General features: G+C 72.0%; 21 protein-coding genes. 11 read left to right on the top strand and 10 right to left on the bottom strand.

Annotated features, from left to right (window positions below; translation table 11 throughout):
- Positions 1-14: 14 nt before the first annotated feature.
- Both QF032_RS17940 and QF032_RS17935 read right to left on the bottom strand, forming a co-directional pair.
- Complete coding sequence (locus QF032_RS17940) at positions 15-527, bottom strand: DUF2771 domain-containing protein (RefSeq protein WP_306951179.1); 513 nt, start codon at positions 525-527, stop codon at positions 15-17.
- 74 nt (positions 528-601) lie between these two features.
- On the bottom strand, positions 602-2035 hold the full coding sequence (locus tag QF032_RS17935) for an MFS transporter (protein ID WP_307056563.1): 1434 nt from the start codon (positions 2033-2035) through the stop codon (positions 602-604).
- A gap of 538 nt (positions 2036-2573) precedes the next feature.
- On the opposite strand from QF032_RS17935, the gene QF032_RS17930 reads away from it, so the two are divergent.
- The 4 genes from QF032_RS17930 (at position 2574) to QF032_RS17915 (ending at position 8869) form a co-directional block, all read left to right on the top strand.
- Positions 2574-3500 (top strand): DUF3027 domain-containing protein, encoded by a 927-nt coding sequence (locus QF032_RS17930; protein ID WP_306951183.1) that lies wholly within the window; start codon positions 2574-2576, stop codon positions 3498-3500.
- 99 nt (positions 3501-3599) lie between these two features.
- Complete coding sequence (locus tag QF032_RS17925; protein ID WP_307056561.1) at positions 3600-6806, top strand: sacsin N-terminal ATP-binding-like domain-containing protein; 3207 nt, start codon at positions 3600-3602, stop codon at positions 6804-6806.
- Positions 6807-7014: 208 nt separating this feature from the next.
- The gene (locus QF032_RS17920; protein WP_307056559.1) at positions 7015-7938 is read left to right on the top strand and encodes a hypothetical protein; all 924 of its coding nucleotides are present in this window, start codon (positions 7015-7017) and stop codon (positions 7936-7938) included.
- Between the two features lie 127 nt (positions 7939-8065).
- Complete coding sequence (locus QF032_RS17915; RefSeq protein WP_307056557.1) at positions 8066-8869, top strand: hypothetical protein; 804 nt, start codon at positions 8066-8068, stop codon at positions 8867-8869.
- An 80-nt stretch (positions 8870-8949) separates the two neighbouring features.
- On the opposite strand, the gene QF032_RS17910 is transcribed toward QF032_RS17915, so the two are convergent.
- Both QF032_RS17910 and QF032_RS17905 read right to left on the bottom strand, forming a co-directional pair.
- Positions 8950-11325 (bottom strand): HAD-IC family P-type ATPase, encoded by a 2376-nt coding sequence (locus tag QF032_RS17910; RefSeq protein WP_307043926.1) that lies wholly within the window; start codon positions 11323-11325, stop codon positions 8950-8952.
- A gap of 202 nt (positions 11326-11527) precedes the next feature.
- A complete protein-coding gene (locus QF032_RS17905) occupies positions 11528-11800 on the bottom strand; it encodes a DUF2530 domain-containing protein (protein ID WP_306951193.1) in 273 nt (90 codons plus the stop codon).
- A gap of 117 nt (positions 11801-11917) precedes the next feature.
- On the opposite strand from QF032_RS17905, the gene QF032_RS17900 reads away from it, so the two are divergent.
- On the top strand, positions 11918-13369 hold the full coding sequence (locus tag QF032_RS17900; protein WP_307043924.1) for an NCS2 family permease: 1452 nt from the start codon (positions 11918-11920) through the stop codon (positions 13367-13369).
- Positions 13370-13499: 130 nt separating this feature from the next.
- On the opposite strand, the gene QF032_RS17895 is transcribed toward QF032_RS17900, so the two are convergent.
- Positions 13500-13682 (bottom strand): ribbon-helix-helix protein, CopG family, encoded by a 183-nt coding sequence (locus QF032_RS17895; RefSeq protein WP_307043921.1) that lies wholly within the window; start codon positions 13680-13682, stop codon positions 13500-13502.
- A 152-nt stretch (positions 13683-13834) separates the two neighbouring features.
- Between QF032_RS17895 and QF032_RS17890 the strand changes: the two genes are divergently transcribed.
- Together QF032_RS17890 and QF032_RS17885 are read left to right on the top strand one after the other, a co-directional pair.
- Positions 13835-14272, top strand: a complete 438-nt coding sequence (locus QF032_RS17890; protein ID WP_306951199.1) for a MarR family winged helix-turn-helix transcriptional regulator — start codon at positions 13835-13837, stop codon at positions 14270-14272.
- A 123-nt stretch (positions 14273-14395) separates the two neighbouring features.
- Complete coding sequence (locus tag QF032_RS17885) at positions 14396-15667, top strand: MFS transporter (protein WP_306951201.1); 1272 nt, start codon at positions 14396-14398, stop codon at positions 15665-15667.
- A 95-nt stretch (positions 15668-15762) separates the two neighbouring features.
- Here QF032_RS17885 and QF032_RS17880 read toward each other — a convergent pair whose 3' ends face one another.
- Complete coding sequence (locus QF032_RS17880; protein WP_307056555.1) at positions 15763-16359, bottom strand: GNAT family N-acetyltransferase; 597 nt, start codon at positions 16357-16359, stop codon at positions 15763-15765.
- Positions 16360-16410: 51 nt separating this feature from the next.
- Here QF032_RS17880 and thpR point away from each other — a divergent pair, with 51 nt between their 5' ends.
- On the top strand, positions 16411-16983 hold the full coding sequence (gene thpR, locus QF032_RS17875) for an RNA 2',3'-cyclic phosphodiesterase (RefSeq protein WP_307043915.1): 573 nt from the start codon (positions 16411-16413) through the stop codon (positions 16981-16983).
- 232 nt (positions 16984-17215) lie between these two features.
- Here the strand turns inward: thpR and QF032_RS17870 are convergent, their stop codons facing one another.
- From QF032_RS17870 to QF032_RS17860, 3 genes are read right to left on the bottom strand one after another with little or no spacing between them, the layout of a single operon-like run.
- Positions 17216-18208: an aldo/keto reductase gene (locus tag QF032_RS17870; RefSeq protein ID WP_307043913.1), complete on the bottom strand. Its 993-nt coding sequence runs from the start codon at positions 18206-18208 to the stop codon at positions 17216-17218.
- Between the two features lie 60 nt (positions 18209-18268).
- A complete protein-coding gene (locus tag QF032_RS17865) occupies positions 18269-18493 on the bottom strand; it encodes a hypothetical protein (protein ID WP_307056553.1) in 225 nt (74 codons plus the stop codon).
- Positions 18463-19137: an SGNH/GDSL hydrolase family protein gene (locus QF032_RS17860; RefSeq protein ID WP_307043908.1), complete on the bottom strand. Its 675-nt coding sequence runs from the start codon at positions 19135-19137 to the stop codon at positions 18463-18465. Before QF032_RS17860 ends, QF032_RS17865 begins: the two co-directional genes overlap by 31 nt.
- A gap of 111 nt (positions 19138-19248) precedes the next feature.
- Between QF032_RS17860 and QF032_RS17855 the strand changes: the two genes are divergently transcribed.
- The 3 genes from QF032_RS17855 to QF032_RS17845 all read left to right on the top strand — a co-directional run bounded on the left by QF032_RS17855 (position 19249) and on the right by QF032_RS17845 (position 23919).
- Positions 19249-20265, top strand: coding sequence for a WD40 repeat domain-containing protein (locus tag QF032_RS17855; protein ID WP_307056551.1), 1017 nt, complete (start codon positions 19249-19251; stop codon positions 20263-20265).
- Between the two features lie 181 nt (positions 20266-20446).
- On the top strand, positions 20447-22009 hold the full coding sequence (locus tag QF032_RS17850) for a cellulase family glycosylhydrolase (RefSeq protein ID WP_307056549.1): 1563 nt from the start codon (positions 20447-20449) through the stop codon (positions 22007-22009).
- Positions 22010-22290: 281 nt separating this feature from the next.
- Entirely contained in the window at positions 22291-23919 is a 1629-nt protein-coding gene (locus tag QF032_RS17845; protein WP_307056547.1) for an alpha/beta hydrolase, read from the top strand.
- A gap of 76 nt (positions 23920-23995) precedes the next feature.
- Here the strand turns inward: QF032_RS17845 and serC are convergent, their stop codons facing one another.
- A complete protein-coding gene (serC, locus tag QF032_RS17840; RefSeq protein ID WP_307043902.1) occupies positions 23996-25114 on the bottom strand; it encodes a phosphoserine transaminase in 1119 nt (372 codons plus the stop codon).
- Between the last annotated feature and the right edge of the window lie 43 nt (positions 25115-25157).

Genomic DNA, 25157 nt, shown 5'->3' with positions numbered 1-25157 from the left:
TGCGGGGGGCGTGACTAGTCGTCCTTCTTGAGCTTGAAGGACCACAGGCCGGTCGCCGCCTGGCTCTGCTTCTTGCCGTCGCCCGCCTTGATGGTGACGAGCGTGGAGTCGCCCTGGGCGCCGTACTGGGCGTTGAAGAACACGCTGCCCGGGATCGTGCGGTACGTCTTGTCGCTGTCCTCGGTGAGCGGCTGACCGTTCATCAGGATCGTCCAGCGCTTGTCGGCCACGTCGGGGTCGACGCCGAAGCGGACGGTCTCGTCCGGGTCGACGCTGATGGACTTGATGTCCTTGTCCGCGAGGCACTCGGTGATCTCGGCCGGCTTGAGGGCGTCGCCCTCGCCGCCGCAGGTGGCCTCGGTGGCGACCGAGTCACGGCCGACGGTGATCGTGGACATCGGGGTCGGCTTGTCGCAGGCCGACAGGACGAGCAGTCCGGCACAAACGGCGCCGGCGGCGGCGACGACACGGCGGCGTCGCACAGCGCCAGGTACATCAGCGGCTCCGCCGCGGGTCATCGTGGTCATGGCGGAAGGCTATCGGGCGCGTCCGGCCGTCCCTTTACGTGGGGTGCGGCGTGGCCGTGTGTCACGCCGCGCGGTTACGCCACGCGGGGCTTCGCGCCGCCGCCGTGCCGCGCCGAGGACAGCAGGCCGCGGACGGTCGTCGTCCAGCCCAGCGCGAGGACCACGGCGGCCACCGACAGGCCCAGCGCGCCGTTCAGCGGCATGACGATGCCGACCGCGCCGCCGAACACCCAGCACACCTGGAGCATCGTCTCGGAGCGGGCGAAGGCCGAGGTGCGGACCAGTTCCGGAACGTCCCGCTGGATCAGCGCGTCCAGGGACAGCTTGGCGAGGGCCTGGGAGAAGCCGGCGACCGCCGCCAGGCAGGCCACCAGGAACGCGCCGAAGAACGCGGCCGCCGTGACCGTCGCGCCGAGCACGACGGCGACGACGGTCACGATGATCACCTCTGGTGCTCTGGACCGCAGCCACGCCCCGACGGCCGTGCCGAGCGCGTTGCCCAGGCCGGCCGAGACGGCCACCATGCCCAGCGACACGGCCGCGCTCTGTCCGGTGAGCGGGTGCTCGCGCAGCAGGAACGCCAGGAAGAAGGTCAGGAACCCGGACAGCCAGCGCAGGGCCGCGTTGGCGCCGAGGGCGTGCGTGACGGCGATGCCGACCGTCCGCAGACCGGGCCGCTTCTGCTGCTGCCGGTGCGGGCCGTGCAGGTGCTGCTCGTCGGCGGCGAGCAGGGCCACGTCCTCGCCCTTGGCGGAGTCGACCTTGCGGGGGAGCGAGAAGGACAGGAACGTCCCCGCCACGAAGATCAAGAAGGCGCCGTAGAGCGGGTAGCGCGGGCCGAGCGCCTGCAGCCCCGCTCCGACGGGCGCGGCGACGCCGGTGGCGAGGAGGCCGCCCAGGGTGACCCGAGAGTTGGCTTTGACCAGGGAGAACCCGGGGGGCAGCAGTCGGGGCACGACGGCGCTGCGGACGACCCCGTACGCCTTGGAGGAGACCAGCACGCCGAGCGCGGCCGGGTACATCTCGATGCTGCCGGTGGCGACGGCGCCGGACAGGACGAGCGCGAGGAGCGCCCGGGCCAGCATCGCCCCGGCCATGGCGGCGCGCCGCCCGTGCGGGAGCCGGTCGAGCAGCGGGCCGATCACCGGGGCGAGGACGGTGAAGGGGGCCATGGTGATGGCGAGGTAGAGGGCGACGCGGCCGCGTGCCTCGTCGGTGGGCACGGAGAAGAACACGGTGGAGGCGAGCGCGACGGTGATCATGACGTCGCCGGCGCCGTTCACCCCGTGCAGTTCGATCAGCTTGCCGAGGCCGGACTCGCCGGCGCCGTGCGCGTGGGTCGCCTTCCTGATCCCGCGCGCGGTGCCGGTGAACGGGAAGTGCAGGGCACGGCCGATCGCGCGGACGGACCCGCTCTTCCGGCCCGAACCGCTCACTGCGCTCCTCCCCTTGGTCCCCCTCGTCGCACCGATCCCGGTGGCGCCCTGGGGTGTTCTCGCGGCTGCCACCCCGTCATAGTGCCCCGAGAAAGCCGCGCATAGTGCGGTTACCGCGCGTATGGCCGTGTGACGGTCGGCGCGAGGGGGCCGTCCGGGAGGCCGCCCGGCCCCGTCGGCCCGCCCCGGAGATCACCTCCGGCAACGCTCCAGGAGGGCCTTCGGAGGGATTCCGGAGGGATTTCGGAGGGATTCCGGAAATCTTCTGGAGCGTCGCCGGAGTGCTTCCGGAGGCTTCGGGGAACGCTCGGGGAGGGCGTCGGAAGGCCTTCGAGGGCTTCCGGTGGATGGGAAACGTCCCGTCGGTGTAGGCCGAGCGTCCGCGAGAAGGTAGCGTGCGTAGCGCGCCGTGGCGATTGTTCTCGGCCGCGCGCCTCCCGGCCATCCCGCAGAATGGATGACAGCAGGCGCGCCCGAGCGCGATCGGGCGCGGACGTCGACGCGGCGCTCCCCCAGTGCCTCAGGCCTGGGAGGTACCCCCAGCCGCTCCGTCCGCACCCGCCGCCTTGAGGGGCGCACCGAGAGACGGCGTAGGAGAGAAGCGATACCTGTGAGCGCAGCGACCACGCGAAGCCGCACCCCCGACCGCCTGTGCGCCGAGGCCGTCGACCTCGCCCGCGCCGCAGCCGAGGAGGCGGCCGCCCCCGGCGTGGTCGGTGAGCACGCGGGCCTCGTCTCGGAGGGCGACCGTGTGGTCACCCACTACTTCGAGTGCAAGGAGCTGGGCTACCGGGGCTGGCGCTGGGCGGCGACGGTGGCGCGGGCGTCCCGCGCCAAGATCGTCACCCTGGACGAGGTGGTGCTCCTCCCCGGTCCCGACGCGGTCCTGGCGCCCGAGTGGGTGCCGTGGAGCGAGCGGCTGCGCCCCGGCGACATGGGGCCGGGCGACCTGCTGCCCACGGACGCGGAGGATCTGCGGCTGGAGCCGGGCTACAGCGGGGAGGACGAGCCGCTGCCGAACTCGCCCGTCTCCGAGGAGATGGTGCAGCTGGCCGAGGCGGAGGACGCGGACGTGACGCCGGCCGCGCCGGCGAAGCTGCCCACGATCCCGGTCCGGGGCACGATCGCCGCGGTGGCCGAGGAGCTGGGCCTGCGCCGGGCCCGGGTGCTGTCCCGCTACGGTCTGCACACCGCCGCCGACCGCTGGGAGGACGGCTTCGGCCCCAAGACGCCGATGGCCCAGGCGGCCCCCGCGTCCTGTGTGAGCTGCGGTTTCCTCGCCCGTATCGGCGGCTCGCTGGGGCAGGCCTTCGGTGTCTGCGCCAACGAGTTCTCCCCGGCCGACGGCCGGGTGGTCTCCCTGGCGTACGGCTGCGGCGGCCACTCGGAGGCGGCGGTGATGCCCACGCCGCCCCGGCCCGCCCCGCCGGTGGTCGACGAGACCCGGGTCGATCCGTTCCCGCTGCGCCCGGCCGCCGACTCGGGCTCGGTCCCGACCACGGCCGACGAGGACGCGGCGGAGCTCGGCCACTCGTAGCCCCTCGTCCTCCTCCGCCGGCCGGGCCCGGCCGGAGCGGGGGACGCGGTCGCTTCCGCGGGCGGTACCTTCGTCCTCACGCCGAGGAGAAGAGTGAACGTGAGCAAGTTCGTGCGGCCGGCGCCCGAGGGCGCGGATCCGTTCGGCACGGCACGCCTGCGCCGTGGAGTGCTGGACGCCTGGGCCACCAGTCCCGCCCGTTTCCGGGAGGACGCCAACTCCGAGGAGGATCTCGTCCTCGGCGGGTACCGGGACCGGCTCGTCGTCGAGCTGGCGCAGAACGCCGCCGACGCCGCGGCCCGGGGCGGGGTGCCGGGGCGGCTGCGCCTCACCCTGCGGGACGGGGTTCTCGTCGCGGCCAACACCGGAGCGCCCCTGGACGCCGCCGGCGTGGAGTCCCTCGCCACGCTGCGGGCGTCCGCCAAGCGGGAGGAGCGGCAGTCCGCCGTGGCCGTCGGGCGGTTCGGCGTCGGCTTCGCCGCCGTCCTCGCGGTCACCGACGAGCCGGCCGTGGTGGGCCGGCACGGCGGTGTCCGCTGGGACCTGGCCGAGGCGCGGTCGCTGGCCTCCGAGACCGCCCGGCACAGTCCGGGCCTCGGTGACGAGGTGCGGCGGCGTGACGGACACGTACCCCTGCTGCGACTGCCCTTCGCCGCCCAGGGCACGGCCCCCGACCCGTACGACACGGCCGTCATCCTCCCGCTGCGCGACGCCGCCGCGGCCGATCTCGCCGAGAGGCTGCTCACCGCGGTCGACGACGCCCTCCTGCTCGCCCTGCCGGGGCTGGCGGAGGTCGTCATCGAGATCGGGGACGGCGAAGCGCGCACCCTGCGCCGTTCCGCCGACGGCGACCTCACCGTCGTCACCGACAGTGAGCGGGGCGTCACTCGATGGCGGACCGCCGCCGCGCACGGCCCGCTCCACCCCGAACTGCTCGCCGACCGTCCGGTGGAGGAGCGGCTGCGGCCCCACTGGTCGGTCACCTGGGCGGTGCCCGTCGACGACGAGGGCGCGCCCGTCGCGCCCCGCACCACGCCGGTCGTCCACGCGCCCACCCCCAGCGACGAGCCGCTGGGGCTGCCCGCCCTGCTCATCGCGTCCTTCCCGCTCGACACCACCCGCCGTCACGCGGCGCCCGGTCCGCTGACCGACCATCTGGTGCGGCGCGCGGCGGAGGCGTACGCCGAACTCCTCGCCGGCTGGCGGCCGGTGGGCCCGGGGATCATCGGCCTCGTGCCCGGTCCGCTGGGCAAGGGGGCGCTGGACGGGGCGTTGCGCCAGGCGGTGCTGGAGCTGCTGCCGCGCACGGCCTTCCTGCCGCCGGCCGTCGCGCCCGCGCCGGAGGAGGGCGCGGACGTGGGCGCGGACGAGGACGCGGTGGGGCTGCCCGAGGCTCTGCGCCCCCGGGACGCCGAGGTCGTCGAGGGCGCGGGCGCGGACACCGTGCGGGTGCTGGCGGAGGTGCTGCCGACGCTGCTGCCCGCCGGTCTGGAGCGGCGCGTCGAGCTGCGCACGCTCGGCGTCGCCCGGCTCCCGCTCGCGGACGTCATCGACCGGCTGGCCGGCCTGGACCGGGAGCCGGGCTGGTGGCACCGGCTGTACGACAGCCTCGCCGGGGTCGACCCGGACCGGCTCACCGGGCTGCCCGTGCCGCTCGCCGGGGGCGCCCATGCTTCCCAGTCCGCCGGCTTCGGCGCGGGTGGGGGACGGCGGACCGCCATCGGCCCGCGCCAGGTGCTGCTGCCCACCCCGGGCTCGGCCGGCCTCGACGCGGACGTCCTCGGCCGGCTCGGTCTCAAGGTCGCCCACGAGGACGCCGCGCACCCGCTGCTGGAGAAGCTGGGCGCGCTGCCCGCCACCCCGCGGGCCGTCCTGACCACCCCGCAGGTGCGGGCGGCCGTCGCCGCGTCCCTGGACGACGACGGCGGAGCCTGGGACGACCAGGGCGCCCCGGACGCGGAGGAGCTCGCCGACGCGGTCCTCGCACTCGTGCGGGACGCGGGTCTGGAGCCCGGCGACGAGCCGTGGCTCGGCGCGCTCGCCCTGCCCGACGAGGACGGTGAACTGTCGCCCGCCGGTGAGCTCGTGCTGCCCGGCAGCGCGTTCGCCTCCGTCATCCGGGAAGGTGAAGTCGCTTTCGTGGACGCCGAGTTGGCGGAGAAGTGGGGGGAGCAGCCGCTCGCGGCCTGTGGTGTCCTCGCCGACTTCGCGCTGGTCCGCGCCACCGACGTGGTCCTCGATCCGGACGAACTGGAGCCCCGCGACGGGGACTTCGCCGAGCCGGACGACGCGGGGCTGCTGGACGCCGTGGACGTGTGGTGCGAGGACGTCCTCGACCGCTTCCCCGACAGTCCGGTGCCGCCGGTCGCCACCGAGCTGGTCGCCGTGCGCGACCTCGACCTCGTCGACGAGGACCGCTGGCCGCAGGCGCTCGCCCTGCTCGCCCGGCCGCCGCTGCGGGACGCCCTGGTGCAGCCGCTCCGCGTCCTGCTGCCCGACGGCACCCATGAGACGGTACGGCCGTACACGGCCTGGTGGCTGCGCGGGAACCCGGTGCTCGACGGCCGCCGCCCGGCCGGACTCCTGGCCTTCGGCGGCGACCCGCTGCTGCGCGGCCTGTACGACGAGGCCGACGCCACGGGCTTCGACGACGAGCAGGTGCTGCGGGCCCTCGGGGTGCGCACCTCGGTGGCCGCGCTCCTCGACGAGCCCGGCGGCGCCGCCGAGCTCCTGGACCGTCTCGCCGATCCGGAGCGTTCCGTCACCTCCGCGCAACTGCACGGCCTGTACGGGGCGTTGGCGGAGCTGGATCCGGAGCAGGTCACCCTGCCGGACGAGCTGAGGGCCGTCGTGGACGGCCGGGTCGAGGTGGTGGACGCGGCCGACGCCGTGGTCGTCGACTCACCCGATCTGCTGCCCTTCACGGAGGGTGTCCCGCTGCTGCCCGTGCGGCCGTCGCGGGCCGCCGAACTGGCGGAGCTGTTCCAGGTGCGGCGGCTGAGCGAGTCCGTGACCGGTGAGGTCGACTCCGAGGGCGCCGAGCACGACGTCCCGGAGCCGGTGCGCGTACTGCTCGGCCCGCGCACGCCCGCCACCTACGTCGAGCACGAGGAACTGGTCGTCGACGGCGTCGAGATCGACTGGCGGCTGACGGACGGCGGCGTCCTGCACGCCGCCACCCTGGAGGGAGTCGCCGCCGGCCTCGCCTGGGCGGCCGGGCAGTGGCCCCGCCGGTTCGAGGTCGCGGCCCTGCTGGAGGACCCGACCCGCACTCAGGAACTGGCCCGCGACCGCTGGTTCGACTGACGCCCGCACGGACACGACGGCGAGCGCCCCCGCGGACACCCGCGGGGGCGCTCACTTTTTCTTCGTGATTTCTCCATCGAACGTGCAACCGTCGGACGGGGGTACGAGTCTTCTCGGGTGAGCGATGTTTCTCATCAGGCTCGCCCGACCATTTCGGGCTCACCGGAGGCACCCGCCCGCAGAGCCCCTTGATCCCCTTGGGACATACATGCGCATACGCGCCACCGTGGTCGCCGTCACCGGCGCCGTGGCCCTCTCCGCCTTCGTCGTGCCGGCCGCGCAGGCCGTCGGCAGCGGCGCGCACCACCCCCTCGACACCCTGAAGGCGCTGCACGCCGCCGCCTCCGGCCGGAGCACCTTCACCGGTGCGACCGGCGAAACGGGCACCCCCTACGCCCTGGACGCCAAGTTCACCGGCGTCAGCGTCAACAACGGCAAGCCGATCGTGGCGGGAACGTCCGGCAGGGTCAGCGTCCCCGTCACCTTCAAGGTGACGCACGGCGCGGGCGTCGACGTCACCGCGGGCGACACCGAGCTCGACGTGATCCTCTACCGCGGCTCGTACAGCAACCCGGCCAACATCCTCCTCGGTGACTACTACCCGAGCTGCTCCCACACCTCGGCCACGGTCGCCACCTGCCAGGGCAGCATCGACATCCTCCCGGGCGAGGAGCTGGAGAACGCCGACGCCACCGGCTGGAAGGCGGCCGGCTACATCGTCGACTGGAACGACGTCGACCCCTTCGCGGACGACATCGACTACAGCAAGGTCGGCTTCACCGAGAGCGCGTCGCTGACCACCGCCAAGCTCCAGCGCCTCTCCAAGCTGACCGTCAACGCCGCGCCGGAGCCGGTGAAGAAGGGCAAGACCCTCACCGTCACCGGCAAGCTGTCCCGCGCCAACTGGGACAACGGCGCCTACGCGGGCTACTCCACCCAGCCCGTGAAGCTGCAGTTCCGCAAGAAGAACAGCAGCACCTACACCACCGTGAAGACCATCAAGACCAGCTCCACCGGCAGCCTGAAGACCACGGTCAAGGCGTCCGTGGACGGCTACTACCGCTACGTCTTCGCGGGCACCTCGACGACCCCGGCGGCCACCGCCGCGGGTGACTTCGTCGACGTGAAGTGACACCGGGCGCGTGACGGCGGCCGGTCCCGGATCCCCGGGGCCGGCCGCCCCTCCGCGCGCTCCGTCCCTCACGCTCGCCCGCCTCTCTTTCCTCCCTCACAGTCCATCGGCCTTCTGGAGAACATCCATGCGCGTACGCGCCCTCGTGGTCGCCGCCTCCGGCGCCCTCGCCCTGTCCGCCCTCGCCGTCCCGGCGGCGCAGGCCGCTCCGGCCGGTCCCGCCGTCACCTTCTCCCAGGTGAAGGTCAACGGCGGCAAGAACATCGTCGTCGGCCCGACCACGAAGGTCACGGTCGCGGCCAGCTACACCGTCACCAAGCCGGCCGGCCTGAACGCGAACTCCTTCATCACCTTCCCCGTCCTCTACCGGGGTGGCACCCTCACCATCAACACCCCTGACAAGGACGTCTGGGGCGGCGACGAGCCCGGCACCTGCACGGCGTCCTCCGCGACCGTCCTGAAGTGCACGGCCAAGATCCAGTTCCGTCCCCTGGGGAACACCGACTACGGCGACCTGACCAACGCCCTCGCGGGCGCGTGGAAGCTTGGCGCCGCCGCCGTCAACGACAGCGGACTCACCACGGGCAGCAACCTCGGCAGCGCGAAGCTTCAGCGCGCGGCCACCCTCACCACCGACGCCGCGCCGGAGCCGGTGAAGAAGGGCAAGACCCTCACCGTCACCGGCAAGCTGGCCCGCGCGAACTGGGACACCGGCAAGTGGGCCGGCTACTCCGCCCAGGCCGTGAAGCTGCAGTTCCGCAAGAAGGGCAGCAGCACCTACACCACGCTGAAGACCGTCAAGACCAGCTCCACCGGCACCCTGAAGACCACGGTCAAGGCGTCCGTGGACGGCTACTACCGCTACGTCTTCGCGGGCACCTCGACGACCCCGGCGGTGGCCGCCGCGGGCGACTTCGTCGACGTGAAGTAAGCAGCGTCAGGCAGGCGACGTCAGACAGGCAGACGGCGTCACGAGCGGCCGGCCCGGGGGTTCCGGGCCGGCCGCTCGCGTCATGCGGCCGCCCGGCGGTCGATCCATGTCCAGCACCCCTCGAGGGCCGCCGACGCGGCCACCGCCACCCCCACCGCGATCCACGGCATCGTCGGCCCGACCAGCTTCAGCGCGAAGAAGTCCTGCAGCCAGGGGACGACCAGCACCACCAGGAACGCCGAGCCCATCGAGGCCACCAGCAGCACCCGCCACCAGGTGTACGGCCGGGCGATGATCGCCAGCACCCACATCGAGACCAGGAACAGGGTGAGCGTCGCCGCGCTCGTCTCGGCCTCCAAGGAGCCCGCTCCCGTGTAGTGGTGACGAGCCATCAGATACGTGACGAAGGTCGCGGCCCCGGCGATCACGCCGCCCGGGACCGAGTACCGCATCACCCGCCGTACGAAGTGCGGGCGGGCCCGCTCACGGTTGGGGGCGAGCGCGAGGAAGAAGGCCGGGATGCCGATGGTGAGCGTGGACAACAGGGTCAGGTGCCGTGGCAGGAACGGGTACTCGACCTGCCAGCACACCACCAGCAGGGCAAGCAGCACCGAGTAGACCGTCTTCACCAGGAACAGCGTCGCCACCCGGGTGATGTTGCCGATGACCCGGCGGCCCTCCGCCACCACCGACGGCAGGGTCGCGAAGCTGTTGTCCAGCAGCACGATCTGCGCGACCGCGCGGGTGGCCTCGGATCCCGACCCCATCGCCACGCCGATGTCCGCGTCCTTCAGCGCGAGCACGTCGTTGACGCCGTCCCCGGTCATCGCGACGGTGTGCCCGCGGGACTGCAGCGCGCCGACCATGTCCCGTTTCTGCTGCGGGGTGACCCGGCCGAACACCGTTCCCTCGTCCAGGGCCCGCGCCATGCCGGGCGGGTCGGGCGGCAGCCGCCGGGCGTCCACCGCGCCGCCGTCCAGTCCGAGCTTCGCCGCCACCGCGCCCACCGACACCGCGTTGTCACCGGAGACGACCTTGGCGTGGACGTCCTGCTCGGCGAAGTAGCGCAGCGTGTCGGCGGCGTCCGGCCGCAGCCGCTGCTCGAGCACGACCAGGGCGGCGGCCCGGGCCCCGCGTGCCGGCTCGGGATCGTCGAGGTCGCGGGCGGCCCGGACCAGCAGCAGCACGCGCATCCCCTGCTCGTTCAGCCGCTCGGTCTCGGCGAGGGCCGGATCGCTGTCGGCCAGCAGCACGTCGGGCGCCCCCAGCAGCCAGGTGCTGCTCTCCCCGTCGCCCTCGTTGAAGCTGGCGCCGCTGTACTTGCGCGCGGAGGAAAAGGGCAGGGACTCGGTGCAGCGCCACTCCTCGGCGTCCGGGTAGGCGTCGATGATCGCCTTCAGTGAGGCGTTCGGCCGCGGGTCGGACTCCCCGAGGGCCCCGAGGACCCGCCGTACGTACGCCTCGTCACCGCCGTCGAGGGTGCGCAGCTCGGTGACGTCCATGCCGCCCTCGGTGAGGGTGCCGGTCTTGTCCAGGCAGACGGTGTCGACGCGGGCGAGGCCCTCGATGGCCGGGAGCTCCTGCACCAGGCACTGTTTGCGGCCGAGCCGGATGACGCCGATCGCGAAGGCGACCGAGGTGAGCAGCACGAGCCCTTCGGGGACCATCGGGACGATGCCGCCGACGGTACGGGCGACGGACTCCTTGAGGTCGTTGTTCTTGACCACCAGCTGGGTGACGACCAGGCCGATCGCGGCCGGCACCATCATCCACGTCACGTACTTGAGGATCGTGGAGATGCCGGTGCGCAGTTCGGAGTGGACGAGCGTGAAGCGGGACGCCTCCTCGGCGAGCTGGGCGGCGTAGGCCTCCCGGCCGACCTTGGTGGCCCGGAACGCGCCGACGCCGGCCACCACGAAGCTGCCCGACATGACCGTGTCGCCGGGCCGCTTGACGACGGGGTCGGCCTCGCCGGTGAGAAGCGACTCGTCGATCTCCAGGCCGTCCGCCTCGACGCACACCCCGTCCACGGCGGCCTTGTCCCCCGGGCCGATCTCGATGACGTCGTCCAGCACGAGCTCGGAGGTGGAGACCGCGACGGCCGTCGCGCCACGGCGGACGGTGGGACGTGACTCGCCGACCACGGCGAGCGAGTCCAGGGTCTGCTTGGCCCGCCACTCCTGGATGATGCCGATGCCGGTGTTGGCGAGGATCACGAATCCGAACAGGCCGTCCTGGATGGGCGCGACGGCGAGCATGACCAGCCACAGGACGCCGATGATCGCGTTGAACCGGGTGAAGACGTTCGCCCGGACGATCTCGCCGACCGAGCGGCTGCTGCGGACCGGCACGTCGTTGACCTGACCGCGGGCGACGCGGTCCGCGACCTCCGCGGCGGTCAGGCCGGTGGCCGTCGGCACGGAGGCGGGGGCGTCGGTGGCGTCGGTGTGGGCCATGGAACCGACGGTACGTGCGGATTTCGGGGTTCACCCCCCGAGGAAGCCGAAGATCCGACCTGGGGAGGACAGGGCCGGTGCTGGGCCGGTGCCGTGGTTGCAGCGGTTACCCCGATCCGTCACCCACCTGTCCCCGACCCGTCCCCGAATCGTCCCCGACAGGAGAGCGCGCGCCTGCCCCTGAGAGGAGGCGCGCCCGGCGTCACACGGCGGAGGTGTCCCCCTGCTTCGCCGCCGCGTCCCGTTTGATCGCCGCGTCCCGCTTGCGGACGTACCAGATGCCGATGAGCCCCAGGCCGGCGCCGGCCAGGCAGGTCCACACCCACCACAGGCGGTCGTGGTCCTCGAACCATCCGTAGAAGGGGAGCTGGACGAGGAAGAGGACGAACCAGAGGATCGTGCCGCCGGTGATGGTGGCGACCACGGGGCCCTCCAGGGGCTCCGGCGCCTCGTGCTTGGGGGTCCACTTCGCCATGGGGACAGCTTACGAGCCCCTCACATCTACGCGCGGAGATGGCCGACCCGGACCTCATATGTTCATACTGAAACCGTTTACCCCTGACCGCTTCTCTTCGTAGGAAACGCCGAAACGATGCCCACGCCGGCCCCCGCCAAGGTCCCCGCCCCTGAACAGCCGGGAGCCACGTCCGTCCACGGCGCCCTCGACCGCCACTTCCGGATCTCCGAGCGGGGCAGCACGCTGTCCCGGGAGATCCGGGGCGGCTTCGCCACCTTCTTCGCGATGGCGTACATCATCGTGCTGAATCCGATCATCCTCAGCAGCGCCAAGGACATGTACGGGCACCAGCTCGACAACGGTCAGCTGGTCACCGCCACCTGTGTGACGGCCGCCTTCACCACGCTCCTCATGGGCGTGATCGGCAACGTGCCCATCGCGCTGGCCGCGGGCCTCGGCGTGAACTCGGTGGTCGCGCTCCAGCTCGCGCCCCGGATGTCCTGGCCGGACGCCATGGGCATGGTCGTGCTCGCCGGGTTCGTGGTCATGCTCCTGGTCGCCACCGGGCTGCGCGAGCGCGTCATGAACGCGGTGCCCTTCGGTCTGCGCAAGGCCATCAGCATCGGCATCGGCCTGTTCATCATGCTGATCGGCCTCGTCGACTCCGGCTTCGTCAGCCGGATCCCGGACGCCGCCCACACCACCGTCCCGCTCCAGCTCGGCGCCGACGGTCACCTGAACGGCTGGCCGGTCCTCGTCTTCATCCTGGGCGCGCTGCTCACGCTGGCCCTGATCACCCGCAAGGTGCCCGGCGCGATCCTCATCTCGATCGTCGCGATGACCGTCCTCGCGCTGATCGTCAACGCGGTCGCGACCGTCCCCTCCTGGGGCCTCACCACCCCCGAGTGGCCCGGCAACCCCGTCGCCACCCCCGACTTCGGGCTGATCGGCGAGGTCAGCCTGTTCGGCGGGTTCCGCGAGGTCGGCGTCCTGACCGGCGTTCTCTTCGTCTTCACGGTCCTGCTGTCGTGCTTCTTCGACGCGATGGGCACGATCATGGGCGTCAGCGACGAGGCCAAGCTGACCAATGCCCAGGGCGAGATGCCCGGCATCAACAAGGTTCTTTTCGTCGACGGCCTCGCGGTCGCCGCCGGCGGCGCCAGTTCCTCCTCCGCCACCACCGCTTTCGTGGAGTCCACGGCCGGCGTCGGCGAGGGCGCCCGCACCGGCTTCGCGAACCTGGTCACCGGCGGACTCTTCGCCGTCGCGCTGTTCCTCACGCCCGTCGCCACGATGGTGCCGTCCCAGGCCGCCACGCCGGCGCTGCTCGCGGTGGGCTATCTGATCCTGGCCGGGTCGGTCAAGGAGATCGACTGGGCCGACCACACGATCGCGATCCCGGCCTTCATCACCATGGTGATGATGCCGTTCACCTACTCGATCACCAACGGCATCGGCATGGGCTTCATCGCCTTCGTCGTGCTGCGGCTGGCGGCCGGGCGCGGCCGGGAGGTCCCGGCGCCGATGTACGTGGTGTCCGCCGTGTTCGTCTTCTACTACCTGATGCCGGCACTCGGCCTCACCTGAGCCGCGGAGGCGGCGCAGGGCCGCACCTGAGCCCCCGGCCGCACCTGAGCCCCGACCCACCCGAGCCCCCGACCTCACCTGAGCCGCCGAAGCCGCGGGACGGCGGAGTCGGCGGGGTCGGCGGCCGGGCTCAGGTGCGCCCGTAGAACTCGTCGGTCTCGTCGACCGCGGTCTGGAACCGCTGGTCGAAGTCATCGCGAATGAGCGTCCGGACGACATAGTCCTGGACGCTCATTCCCCTTTTCGCGGCATGCTGCCGGAGCCGCTCGAGCAGCTCCCCGTCTATCCGCAGGCTGAGCACACTGGTCCCCATGAGACGAGGGTCGCGGGCATGTACCGCACCTCGGCCTCTTTCCGCTGCCTACTCACTCCTTCGAGTGACGCCGGGGTACTCCGTGGCCAGGGTCACGGGAATCCCCCCGCGCGCCAGCTTGTTTAGCCAGGGTAATGAGTTACGCTAAAGAGATGCCTGACCTCACCCATGGCGACGACGTAGCCGCCGTGAACTCCCTGCGATCGGCCGTGATGCGGCTGTCCCGCCGACTCAAGCACCAGCGGGTCGACGAGTCGCTGAGCCCCACCGAGATGTCGGTGCTCGGCACCCTCTCCCTCTGCGGCAGCGCCACACCCGGCGAGCTCGCCCGCAAGGAGCACGTGCAGCCGCCCTCGATGACCCGCATCGTGGCGCTGCTGGAGGCCAAGGGCCTGGTCCGGCTGGAGCCGCATCCCGAGGACCGCCGCCAGAAGGTCGTCACCAAGACCGAGCAGGCCGAAGCCATGCTCGCGGAGAGCCGCGCCAAGCGGAACGCCTTCCTGGCCACCCTGGTCGACGGCCTCGACGAGGACGAGTGGGCGAAACTGCGCGCCGCCGCCCCCGTACTGGAGAAGCTCGCCCACCTGTAACCCCATGCCGAGGAGGCGACCCTTTTGAGTTCGGGACCCGGAGCAGACTCCGCCCCCGCGCCGACCGCCCACGAGACCCTTGCCGGGAAAACCGCCAAGTCACCCACGTCGCCCGCGTCGTCCATGTTCAGCTCCCTGAGGGTCAGGAACTACCGCCTGTTCTTCCTGGGCCAGGTCGTCTCCAACATCGGCACCTGGATGCAGCGCATCGCCCAGGACTGGCTGGTGCTCAGCCTCACCGGCTCCGCCACCGCCGTCGGCGTCACGACGGCCCTGCAGTTCCTGCCCATGCTGCTCTTCGGGCTCTACGGCGGTGTCCTCGTCGACCGGCTGCCCAAGCGCCGCACGCTGCTGTTCACCCAGTCCGCGATGGCCCTCACCGGCATCGCGCTCGCCGTCCTCAGCCTCTCCGGCCACGTCCAGGTCTGGCACGTCTACGTCGCCGCCTTCGCCGTCGGCCTCGCGACGGTCCTGGACAACCCCGCACGGCAGACCTTCGTCTCCGAGATGGTCGGCCCCGACCAGCTCCAGAACGCGGTCAGCCTCAACTCCGCGAACTTCCAGTCGGCCCGGCTGATCGGCCCCGCCGTGGCCGGCGTGATGATCACCGGCGTCGGCACCGGGTGGGCGTTCCTCTTCAACGGCCTGTCCTTCGTCGCCCCCCTCGCCGGCCTGCTGCTGATGCGCTCGCGCGAGCTGCACGCCGTCGAACGCGCCCCGCGCGGCAAGGGCCAGCTGCGGGAAGGCCTGCGGTACGTCGCCGGCCGCCCCGACCTGATCTGGACGATCGTCCTGGTCGGGTTCGTCAGCACCTTCGGGTTCAACTTCCCCGTGTACCTCTCGGCCTTCGCCGACGACGTCTTCCACGCGGGCGCGGGCTCCTACAGCCTGTTCAACACGCTGATGGCGGTCGGCTCCCTCGCGGGCGCCCTGCTCGCGGCCCGGCGCGGCACGGCCCGGATGCGGGTGCTGGTCGCCGGAGCGGTGGCCTTCGGCACCATGGAGATCGTGGCCTCCGCGGCCCCCTCCCTGTGGCTGTTCGCCCTGCTCATGGCCCCGATCGGGATGTTCGGCATGACGGTCAACGTCACCGCCAACAGCAGCGTCCAGCTGGGCACCGACCCCGCCATGCGGGGCCGCGTGATGGCCCTCTACATGATGGTGTTCATGGGCGGCGCCCCGGTCGGCGCGCCGATCGCCGGCTGGATCACCGACGCGTACGGCGTCCGGGCGGGCATGGCGGCCGGCGGAGCCGTCTCGGCCGCCGCCGCCGTCACCGTCGGCCTGGTCCTGGCCCGGATGGGCGACCTGCGCCTGTCGGTCGGCTGGCACCACGGCCACCCGAGCGTGCGCTTCGTCCCCCGCGCGGACCGGGAGCTCGCCACGGTCACGTGACACGGCGGCCCGTCACCCGGGGGGCTGCCCGGCGGCACGTCACCCGGGGCCGTGGCCCGGCGGCACGTCACCCGGGGCCGTGGCCCGGCGGCACGTCACTCGGAGGGCACGGCGGGGGTCGCACCCTCCGGGCGGCCGGTCTCACGCCATTCGGCAGACGTGGCCGGCGGTCCCACCCTGCGGGCCAGCACCTGCCCGGGCCACTGATGGTCCCCGACCGTGTACGCCTGCGTAGGGGTGAAGCCGTGGGCCTCGTAATAGGCGACGAGCCTGCGGTCGTCGCCCGCGTAGCAGTCCACCCGCAGCAGGCCGACGCCCGCCCGCCGGGTCGCCTCGGCGGCGTGCTCGAGCAGTGCGCTGCCCACGCCGTGCCCCTTGAAGCGCCGGTCCGAGGTCAGCCAGTGGATGTACCGCTCGGGTTCCCCGGGCGGCGGGAGGTGCGCGAGGTACGCGCCGGGCGCGTCGGTGAGCGTGAGGGCGGCGGCCGGCTCGCCGTCGGCCTCGGCGACGAACGCCCAGCCCTCCTCCAGGTACCGGACGACGGACTCGACCGTCTTCGGGTTCTCCGACAGAGGCTTCGTCCCCCACTGGCCGGGCCGGCCCTGGGCGACCAGCCACGCCACGCTGCTGTCGAGCATGGCGAGCATCGCGGGGACGTCGTCGGGTCCGCCTTCTCTGATCGTGATCCGCATGCCGTCCATATTGCCGGGCGCGGGGTCGGGTCCGCCGGGAAAATCGGGGGCATGAGACTCTTCGCCGCCGTGCTGCCCCCGGACGACATCGCCGACGAACTCGCCGCCGAGGCCGCCCGGTTGCGCACGCTGCCCGGTGCGGACGGGCTGCGCTGGACGGACCGCGCCGGCTGGCACTTCACCCTCGCCTTCTACGGAGAGGTCGACGACGCCGTCGTACCGGAGCTGTCGGCCCGGCTGCGGCGGGCCGCGCACCGTGGTGCGCCCTTCCCGCTGGCCGTGCGCGGCGGCGGCGCGTTCGGGCACGGGCGGGCGCTGTGGGCGGGCGCGGCCGGGGACGTGCCCGCGCTGCGGCTGCTGGCCGACCGGGCGGAGGCGGCGGGACGGAAGGCGGGCGTGGACATGGGCGGGCACCGCCGCTACACGGCGCACCTGACCCTGGCCCGCAGCCGGGACGCGGTGGACGTCCGGGCGTACGTCGAGGCGCTGGACGCCTTCGCGAGCCGGACCTGGACGGTGGGGGAGCTGGTGCTGGTCCGCAGCAATCTGCCGAAGTCCGGCGTCCCCGGGGAGCAGCCCCGCTACGAACCGGCCGGGCGCTGGCCGCTCGGCGGGCCCGGTTAGGCTCGACGCGTGGACCCGAAGACCCGGAACCGGATCATGGCCGGTGTGCTCGTGCTGTTGTTCGTCGTGGTGGCGGTGGCGGCGGCCGTCGGGAAGTGACCTGAGCGATCTCGGGCAGACCGCCCGACAGCCTGCCGCCGGACTGCCCGCCAGCCTGCCGCCGGACTGCCCGACGGCAGCCGCCACCGCCGTGCGGTTCCGCGCCCGCCCGGTGGGGGCGCGGGGCCGCCCGCTACCAGGCGAAGGCCTCCGGAGACGGTCCCGGGCCGGGGAAGATCTCGTCGAGGCCGGACAGCAGTTCCTCGCCCAGCTCCAGTTCGACCGCGCGCAGCGCCGAGTCGAGCTGCTGCGCGGTGCGTGGGCCGACGATCGGGCCCGTCACGCCGGGCCGGGTGAGCAGCCAGGCCAGCGCGGCCTCGCCGGGCTCCACGCCGTGCTTGTCGAGCAGGTCCTCGTAGGCCTGGATCTGCGCGCGTGTCCCGGCGTCGGCGAGGGCGTCGGCGGCCCGCCCGGAGGCGCGGCGACCGCCCTCCGCCTGCTTCTTGATGACCCCGCCCAGCAGTCCGCCGTGCAGCGGCGACCAGGGGATGACCCCGAGACCGTACTCCTGCGCGGCCGGGATCACCTCCATCTCGGCGCGCCGCTCGGCCAGGTTGTAGAGGCACTGCTCGCTGACGAGGCCGATCGTGCCGCCGCGCCGGCCGGCGGTCTCGTTGGCCTGGGCGATCTTGTAGCCGGGGAAGTTGGACGATCCGGCGTACAGGATCTTGCCCTGCTGCACCAGCACGTCGATCGCCTGCCAGATCTCCTCGAAGGGAGTGCTCCGGTCGACGTGGTGGAACTGGTAGAGGTCGATGTGGTCGGTCTGCAGCCGCTTGAGGCTGGCGTCGACGGCCCGCCGGATGTTCAGCGCGGAGAGCTTGTCGTGGTTGGGCCAGGCGTCGCCGTCGGCGGCCATGTTCGCGTACACCTTGGTGGCGAGGACGACCTTGTCGCGCCGGTCGCCGCCCTTCGCGAACCAGTTGCCGATGATCGATTCCGTACGGCCCTTGTTCTCGCCCCAGCCGTACACGTTCGCCGTGTCGAAGAAGTTGATGCCCGCCCCGAGCGCCGCGTCCATGATGGCGTGGCTGTCGGCTTCGTCGGTCTGCGGGCCGAAGTTCATGGTGCCGAGGACGAGGCGGCTGACCTTGAGTCCGGTACGTCCGAGCTGCGTGTACTTCATGGAAATCAAGCCAACGTCTTGGAGTGCGCTCGATGCAAGGGGGACCGGCCGGGGGACGTGTCAGTCGCGGGGGAACTCGTCGGTCTTGAGGGTGAGGCCGAGGGGGGTGGTGGTCAGGTCGACGTGGGTTCCGTAGGCGACGCGCGGCTCACTGCGGTGGTCGCCGTCCTTGGGGTCGGCGTCGACGGTGCACCTGCCTTGCTGACCGGAAAAGCCGACCCGGACATCGGAGAGGATCCGCGGGGGCGGCTCCCTCAGCCCGCGTACTCCCCGCCCAGTTCCCACCCCTGGTGCATCGTCTCCGCGAAGGCCTCCGCCAGACGGTGTTCGCCGCTCGCGTTCGGGTGGGTGCCGTCGTAGGTGTCGGTGTCGATGTCCCAGGCCGGCGGGATCGAGGCCAGCAGGATCGGGGAGTTGCGTTCGTCCAGGTCGGCGGCCGTCTTCGCCAGGAGTTCGTTGAAGAGGTCGACCTGGGCGGCGAAGGGCTCGTCGTTGGCGGCGCGCACGTTGGGGATGACCGGCAGCCACACCATGGCGATCCGGGGGTTCGCGGCGCGGGCCTCGGCGGCGAAGACGCGCGCGTTCGCCGCGGTCTGCTCGGCGTTCGTGTAGAAGCCCAGGTCGATCAGGCCGAGCGAGACGAGCAGGACGTCCGCCCGCGTCGTGCGCACCGCCTCGCGGATCAGCGGGGCCATCTGCTGCCAGCCCTCGCCCCAGCCCGCCAGATGACCCCGGGGGAAGTCGGGGTCGGCGTAGGCGTACGACGTGGGCGCGTCCGTCGCCTTGTCGTAGAGCGTCTCGCGGGGGCCGACCAGGGTGAACGGGCCGCCGTACGCAGCGCACAGATGCCGCCACATGCGGTAGCGCCACGTGTGGTCGCCCGTGCTGCCGATCGTCATCGAGTCGCCTACGGGCATGAACCTGAGCATCCGCTCATGATGCTGGATCACGGCGGTGAGCGGGGGCGCGGAGCCCGGCCCGGAGGTGTGAGGCCTGCCACGGAGCCTCGAACGCCGGTGCGGGATGGCACGCTTGTGGGCATGCGCCGATCTTTCGCCGTCCGGGCCGGAGCCCTGCTCACCGGAGTCCTTCTCTCGGGTGCCCTCACCGTGCTCGCCGCGTCCACCGCGCCCGCCGCGTTCGCGGCCGACGGCGACAAGGGCTTCACCGTCGAGGACCCGCGCATCACCGAGTCCAGCGGGCTCGCCGCCTCACGTCAGCACCCCGGGATCTACTGGACGCACAACGACAGCGACGACGGCCCCTACCTCTACGCCGTCGACAGCGCGACCGGGAAGACCGTCGCCCGGATCACCCTGAGCGGCGTCGGCACGCCCCGTGACGTCGAGGCGATCTCCATCGGCCCGGGCAACGAGATCTGGGTCGGCGACATCGGCGACAACCTCGGCGGCACCTGGAAGTACGTGTGGATCTACCGGCTGCCCGAGCCGAAGAAGCTGGTCGACCGGACGGTCAAGGCCACGCAGTACGTCGTGAAGTACTCCGACGGTCCCCGCGACGCCGAGTCGCTGCTCGTGCACCCGAGGACCGGGCGGGCCTACATCATCGACAAGAAGGAGGACGGCGGGCACCTCTACGAGGGGCCGACGAAGCTCTCCACCTCCCGGGCCAACATCTTCAAGCCGATCGCCCCCGTCGACCTGTGGGCCACCGACGCCGCCTTCTCCCCGGACGGCGACCGGCTCGCCGTCCGCGGCTACTTCGGCGGCATCTCCTACGCCTGGAACGGCGGGAAGATCAAGCGCGAGGGGCGGCTCGACGTGCCGCTGCAACGGCAGGGGGAGTCCGTGAGCTACTCCGCGGACGGGTCCGAGCTGATGTACGGGAGCGAGGGCGCCGGGAGTTCGGTGGTGGCGGAGGACGCGCCGGCGGGGGCCTCGTCGAGCTCCGAGTCGCCTTCCGGGGGCGGGGCTTCGAGCGCCTCCGGCGACGGCGACGGCTCCTCGGCCACCGGCGGCGTCAAGGTCGGCGCGCTCGCCGTCGCCGCGCTCTGCGCCGTCTTCCTCGGCTTCCGCCGGCTGCGCCGCCGGCGCTGAGGGCGCGCCGGTCCCGAGGGCGCGGGGAAGGCACGGGGAGGGCGGCGGGGCAGTTCGGTGCGAACGGGGCCCGCCGTAGTTCTTGACGTGGTCATGGTGTGTCAGTTTCCTGGGGGGTGCGCGGTGGATGGGAGCGCTCCCATCCGTTCCGGGCCCGCGCCTCCCGAGAGGAAGCAGCGAGATGTTCCGCAACAGCTTGCGAAGGGTGCTGTGCGGCGTTGCCGCCGCGCTTTTGATACCGCTGGGCGCCGGTTCCGCCGGGGCGATCGATTCCGGCGTTCCCGGCGTTCCCGGCGTGTCCGGTGCGGCCGGGGTCCGTGGGGCCGACGCCGGGGCCGGTCACTGGCACACCAGTGGCCGCCAGATCCTCGACGCCGCCGGGCAGCCGGTCCGGATCGCCGGGATCAACTGGTTCGGCTTCGAGACCGGCAACTACGTCGTGCACGGCCTCTGGTCCCGTGACTACAAGAGCATGATCGACCAGATGAAGTCGCTGGGCTACAACACGATCCGCCTCCCGTTCAGCGACGACATCTTCAAGAGCTCGACCGTTCCCAACAGCATCGACTTCAGCAGCGGCAAGAACGCCGACCTCCAGGGCCTCAACTCGCTCCAGGTCATGGACAAGCTCGTCTCGTACGCCGGGCAGGACGGCCTGAAGGTCATCCTCGACCGGCACCGGCCGGACTCGGGCGGACAGTCGGCGCTCTGGTACACGGCGGCCGTCCCCGAGTCCACGTGGATCGCCAACCTCAAGTCCCTCGCGTCCCGTTACAAGGGCCAGGACGCGGTCGTCGGCATCGACCTGCACAACGAGCCGCACGATCCGGCCTGTTGGGGATGCGGGAACACGGCGACGGACTGGCGGCTGGCCGCGCAGCGGGCCGGCAACGCGGTCCTGTCGGTCAACCCCGACCTGCTGATCTTCGTCGAGGGCGTGCAGACCTTCAACGGCGTCTCCGGCTGGTGGGGCGGCAACCTGATGGGCGTCGGCCAGTACCCGGTGCAGCTCGACGTGGCGAACCGGGTCGTGTACTCGGCCCACGACTACGCGACGAGCGTCGCCCAGCAGAGCTGGTTCAGCGATCCGGCGTTCCCGGCGAACATGCCCGGGATCTGGGACAAGTACTGGGGCTACATCTTCAAGCAGAACATCGCACCCGTGTGGGTGGGCGAGTTCGGCACCACCCTCCAGGCCACGGTGGACCAGAAGTGGCTGGCCGCACTGGTGAGTTACCTGCGCCCGACGTCGACGTCCGGCGCGGACTCCTTCCACTGGACGTTCTGGTCGTGGAACCCCAACTCCGGTGACACGGGCGGCATCCTGAAGGACGACTGGCAGTCCGTGGACACCGTGAAGGACGGATACCTGACGAGCGTCAAGGCGCCCGGCTTCCCCGGCACGGGAGGCGGCGGCGGTGGCGGGGGAGGCGGCGGAGGCACGGCCGCGTGCAGCGCCGCCTACACCGTCAGCAGCGACTGGGGCGGCGGCTTCAACGCCGAGGTGAAGGTCACCAACACCGGGACCGCGGCCCTGTCGTCCTGGAAGGTCACCTGGACCTGGAGCGGCGCGCAGCGGGTGACGAGCATGTGGAACGCCTCGTACACGCAGAGCGGTGGCACGGTGACCGCGTCCAACGCCGCGCACAACGGCACGGTGGCGGCGGGCGGTTCGACGAGCTTCGGCTTCGGCGGAGCGCCGGGAGGCGGAGGTGCGCCGAGTGTGACCTGCACGGCGGCGTGAGAGCGGGGCGCCCGGTGAGGTGTTCGCCGGGCGCCCCCGCCCCTCGTTCCGGCGCCCTTGACCGCCGTTCCGGTTGCTCCCGACCGGTGGCGCGGCGCCGGCGCGACGAGCTGTGTGCCGGTGTTGTCCCGGCTTTCGGCGGTCGATGAGGGGCCTGTGAAGCAAACGAGTTCAAAATTGTCGGGCGAAACGCTTCTTGTGGCCGGGCTTCTTCGGAAAGATCCAGCCGGGACCGTGAACCTTCCGGTCCTGCTGAACTCCCCATGGCGTGAAGGAACTTCATGAGAAGAAGCACAGCCGTACTGTGCGGTGCGACCGTCGTGCTGGCCGGGAGCCTCACGGCCGTCCCGGCCGAGGCCACGACGTCGCAGTCCGCGCAGGCCGCCGCCCAGACCGCCGCCCAGGCGGCGAGGGTGACCTGGAAGAAGTGCGCCACGGACGACGCCCCGACCCTCCAGTGCGCGTCGGTGAAGGTGCCGCTCGACTACGCCAAGCCGCAGGGCCGGAAGATAACCCTGGCCCTGTCCCGTGTCCCGCACACCGCGCGCAAGTACCAGGGCCCGCTGCTGGTCAACCCCGGCGGTCCCGGAGGCAGCGGTCTGTCCCTCGCCCCGTTCGTCGCGTCCTCGCTGCCGAAGGCCGTCGCGTCCCAGTACGACGTCATCGGCTTCGACCCGCGGGGCGTGGGCAAGAGCCAGCCCGCCCTGGACTGCAAGCCGGGCTACTTCAACCCGGTCCGCCCGGACTCCGTGCCGCGCACCGCCGCGATCGAGAAGGCCAACCTCTCGCGCGCGAGGGCCTTCGCCAAGGCCTGCGGAACGAAGTACGCGTCCGTCCTGCCGTACATCAACACGGTCAACGCCGTGAAGGACATGGACGCGATCCGCAAGGCGCTCGGCGCCCAGAAGATCAACTACTTCGGCTACTCGTACGGCACGTACCTGGGCCAGGTCTACGCCAAGCTGTACCCGACCCGGGTGCGCCGCCTGGTGCTGGACTCGATCGTCGACCCCGGCGGGGTCTGGTACGACGCCAACATCTCGCAGGACTACGCCTTCGACGCCCGCCAGAAGGCGCTGATGGCGTGGATCGCCAAGTACGACGGCACGTACAAGCTCGGCACGGACCCGGCCAAGATCGAGGCCAAGTGGTACGCGATGCGCGCGGCGCTCGCCAAGCACCCGGCCGGCGGCAAGGTGGGCGCCTCCGAACTGGAGGACACCTTCATCCCCGGCGGGTACTACAACGGCTACTGGCCCACCCTCGCCACGGCGTTCGCCGCCTACGTGAACGGCCACAACGCCACCCCGCTCGTCTCGGCGTACGACAGCATCGCGGCGATCGACGCCTCCGGCGACAACGGCTACAGCGTCTACACCGCCGTGCAGTGCCGTGACGTCTCCTGGCCGCGCGACTGGAACCAGTGGCGCAAGGACAACTGGGCCGTGTACAAGAAGGCCCCGTTCATGGCCTGGAACAACGCCTGGTACAACGCGCCCTGCGCCTACTGGCCCACGAAGTCGATGAAGCCGGTGAGCGTCGCCAACAGCAAGCTCCCGCCGGTGCTGCTGTTCCAGGCGACGAACGACGCGGCCACCCCCTACCAGGGCGGCGTCGCGGTCCACCGCCTGCTCAAGCACTCCAGCCTGGTGGTGGAGCAGGGCGGCGGCAACCACGGCATCTCGCTGAGCGGCAACGCCTGCCTGGACAAGTACCTGGCCAAGTACCTCACCGACGGCACCGTGCCGCGCGGCACCGGGGTGGCGGACGCGGTCTGCAAGAAGACGGCCGACCCCGTGCCGCCGGCTGCCGCGTCGGCCGCCGCGCGGTCCGCCCTGGCCGCCGGACAGCCGGGCACGGCGGCGACCCCCGCCGACACCCTGCACCGGCTGATCGGCGTTCGCGGCTGAGCGATCTGCCGCCGAACTGAAACGTGAAGGGCGCCCGGTGACCTCACCGGGCGCCCTTCCTCCGTGTGCGGAGTCGTTACAGCTTTTCGATCACGTAGTCGACGCACTGCGTCAGGGCCTCGACGTCCGCCGGGTCGATCGCCGGGAACATCGCGACGCGCAGCTGGTTGCGGCCGAGCTTGCGGTAGGGCTCGGTGTCGACGATGCCGTTGGCGCGCAGCACCTTGGCGATCGCGGCGGCGTCGATCTCGTCCGCGAAGTCGATCGTGCCGATGACCTGGGAGCGCTTGGCCGGGTCGGTGACGAACGGGGTGGCGTGCTTCGACTCCTCGGCCCAGCCGTAGAGGCGGCTCGAGGAGTCCTTGGTGCGGGCCGTGGACCAGGCGAGGCCGCCCTGGCCGTTGATCCACTCCAGCTGCTGGTCGAGCAGGAAGAGGGTCGCCAGCGCCGGGGTGTTGTACGTCTGGTTCTTGCGGGAGTTGTCGATCGCCGTCGGCAGGCTGAAGAACTCCGGGATGTGGCGGCCGGACGCGTGGATCCGCTCGGCGCGCTCGATGGCGGCCGGGGAGAACACGCCGATCCACAGGCCGCCGTCGGAGGCGAAGGACTTCTGCGGGGCGAAGTAGTAGACGTCCGTCTCGGCGATGTCGACCGGCAGGCCGCCGGCGCCGGAGGTGGCGTCCACCAGGACCAGGGAGCCCTCGTCGGCGCCCTGGACGCGCCGCAGCGGTGCGGCGACACCGGTGGACGTCTCGTTGTGCGTGAACGCGTACACGTCGACGCCCGCCTCGGCGGCCGGCTCGGGGTGCGTGCCCGGGTCGGAGGAGATCACGGTGGGGTCGGCCAGCCAGGGGGCGAGCTTCGCGGCCTTCGCGAACTTCGAGCTGAACTCGCCGAACGTCAGGTGCTGCGACTTGTTCTCGATCAGGCCGTGGGTCGCGACGTCCCAGAACGCGGTCGAGCCGCCGTTGCCCAGGATCACCTCGTACCCGTCCGGGAGCTGGAACAGCTCGGAGATGCCCGCGCGCACCTGGCCGACCAGGTTCTTCACCGGGGCCTGGCGGTGGGAGGTGCCGAGGAGGGACGTGCCGGTGGCGGCCAGGGCGTCCAGCGCCTCCACCCGCACCTTGGAGGGGCCCGCGCCGAAACGACCGTCGGCGGGCTTGATGTCAGCAGGAATCTGGATCTCAGCCACGGAAGGGAGGTTAGCCGGTGCGGGAAACCTGGGCGAAACCTCG

Origin of the sequence: Streptomyces achromogenes (assembly GCF_030816715.1) — a bacterium.
GTDB classification, from domain to species: domain Bacteria; phylum Actinomycetota; class Actinomycetes; order Streptomycetales; family Streptomycetaceae; genus Streptomyces; species Streptomyces achromogenes_A.
Note: the sequence above shows the minus strand (reverse complement) of the source record. Positions and strands in the feature narration are given on the sequence as shown.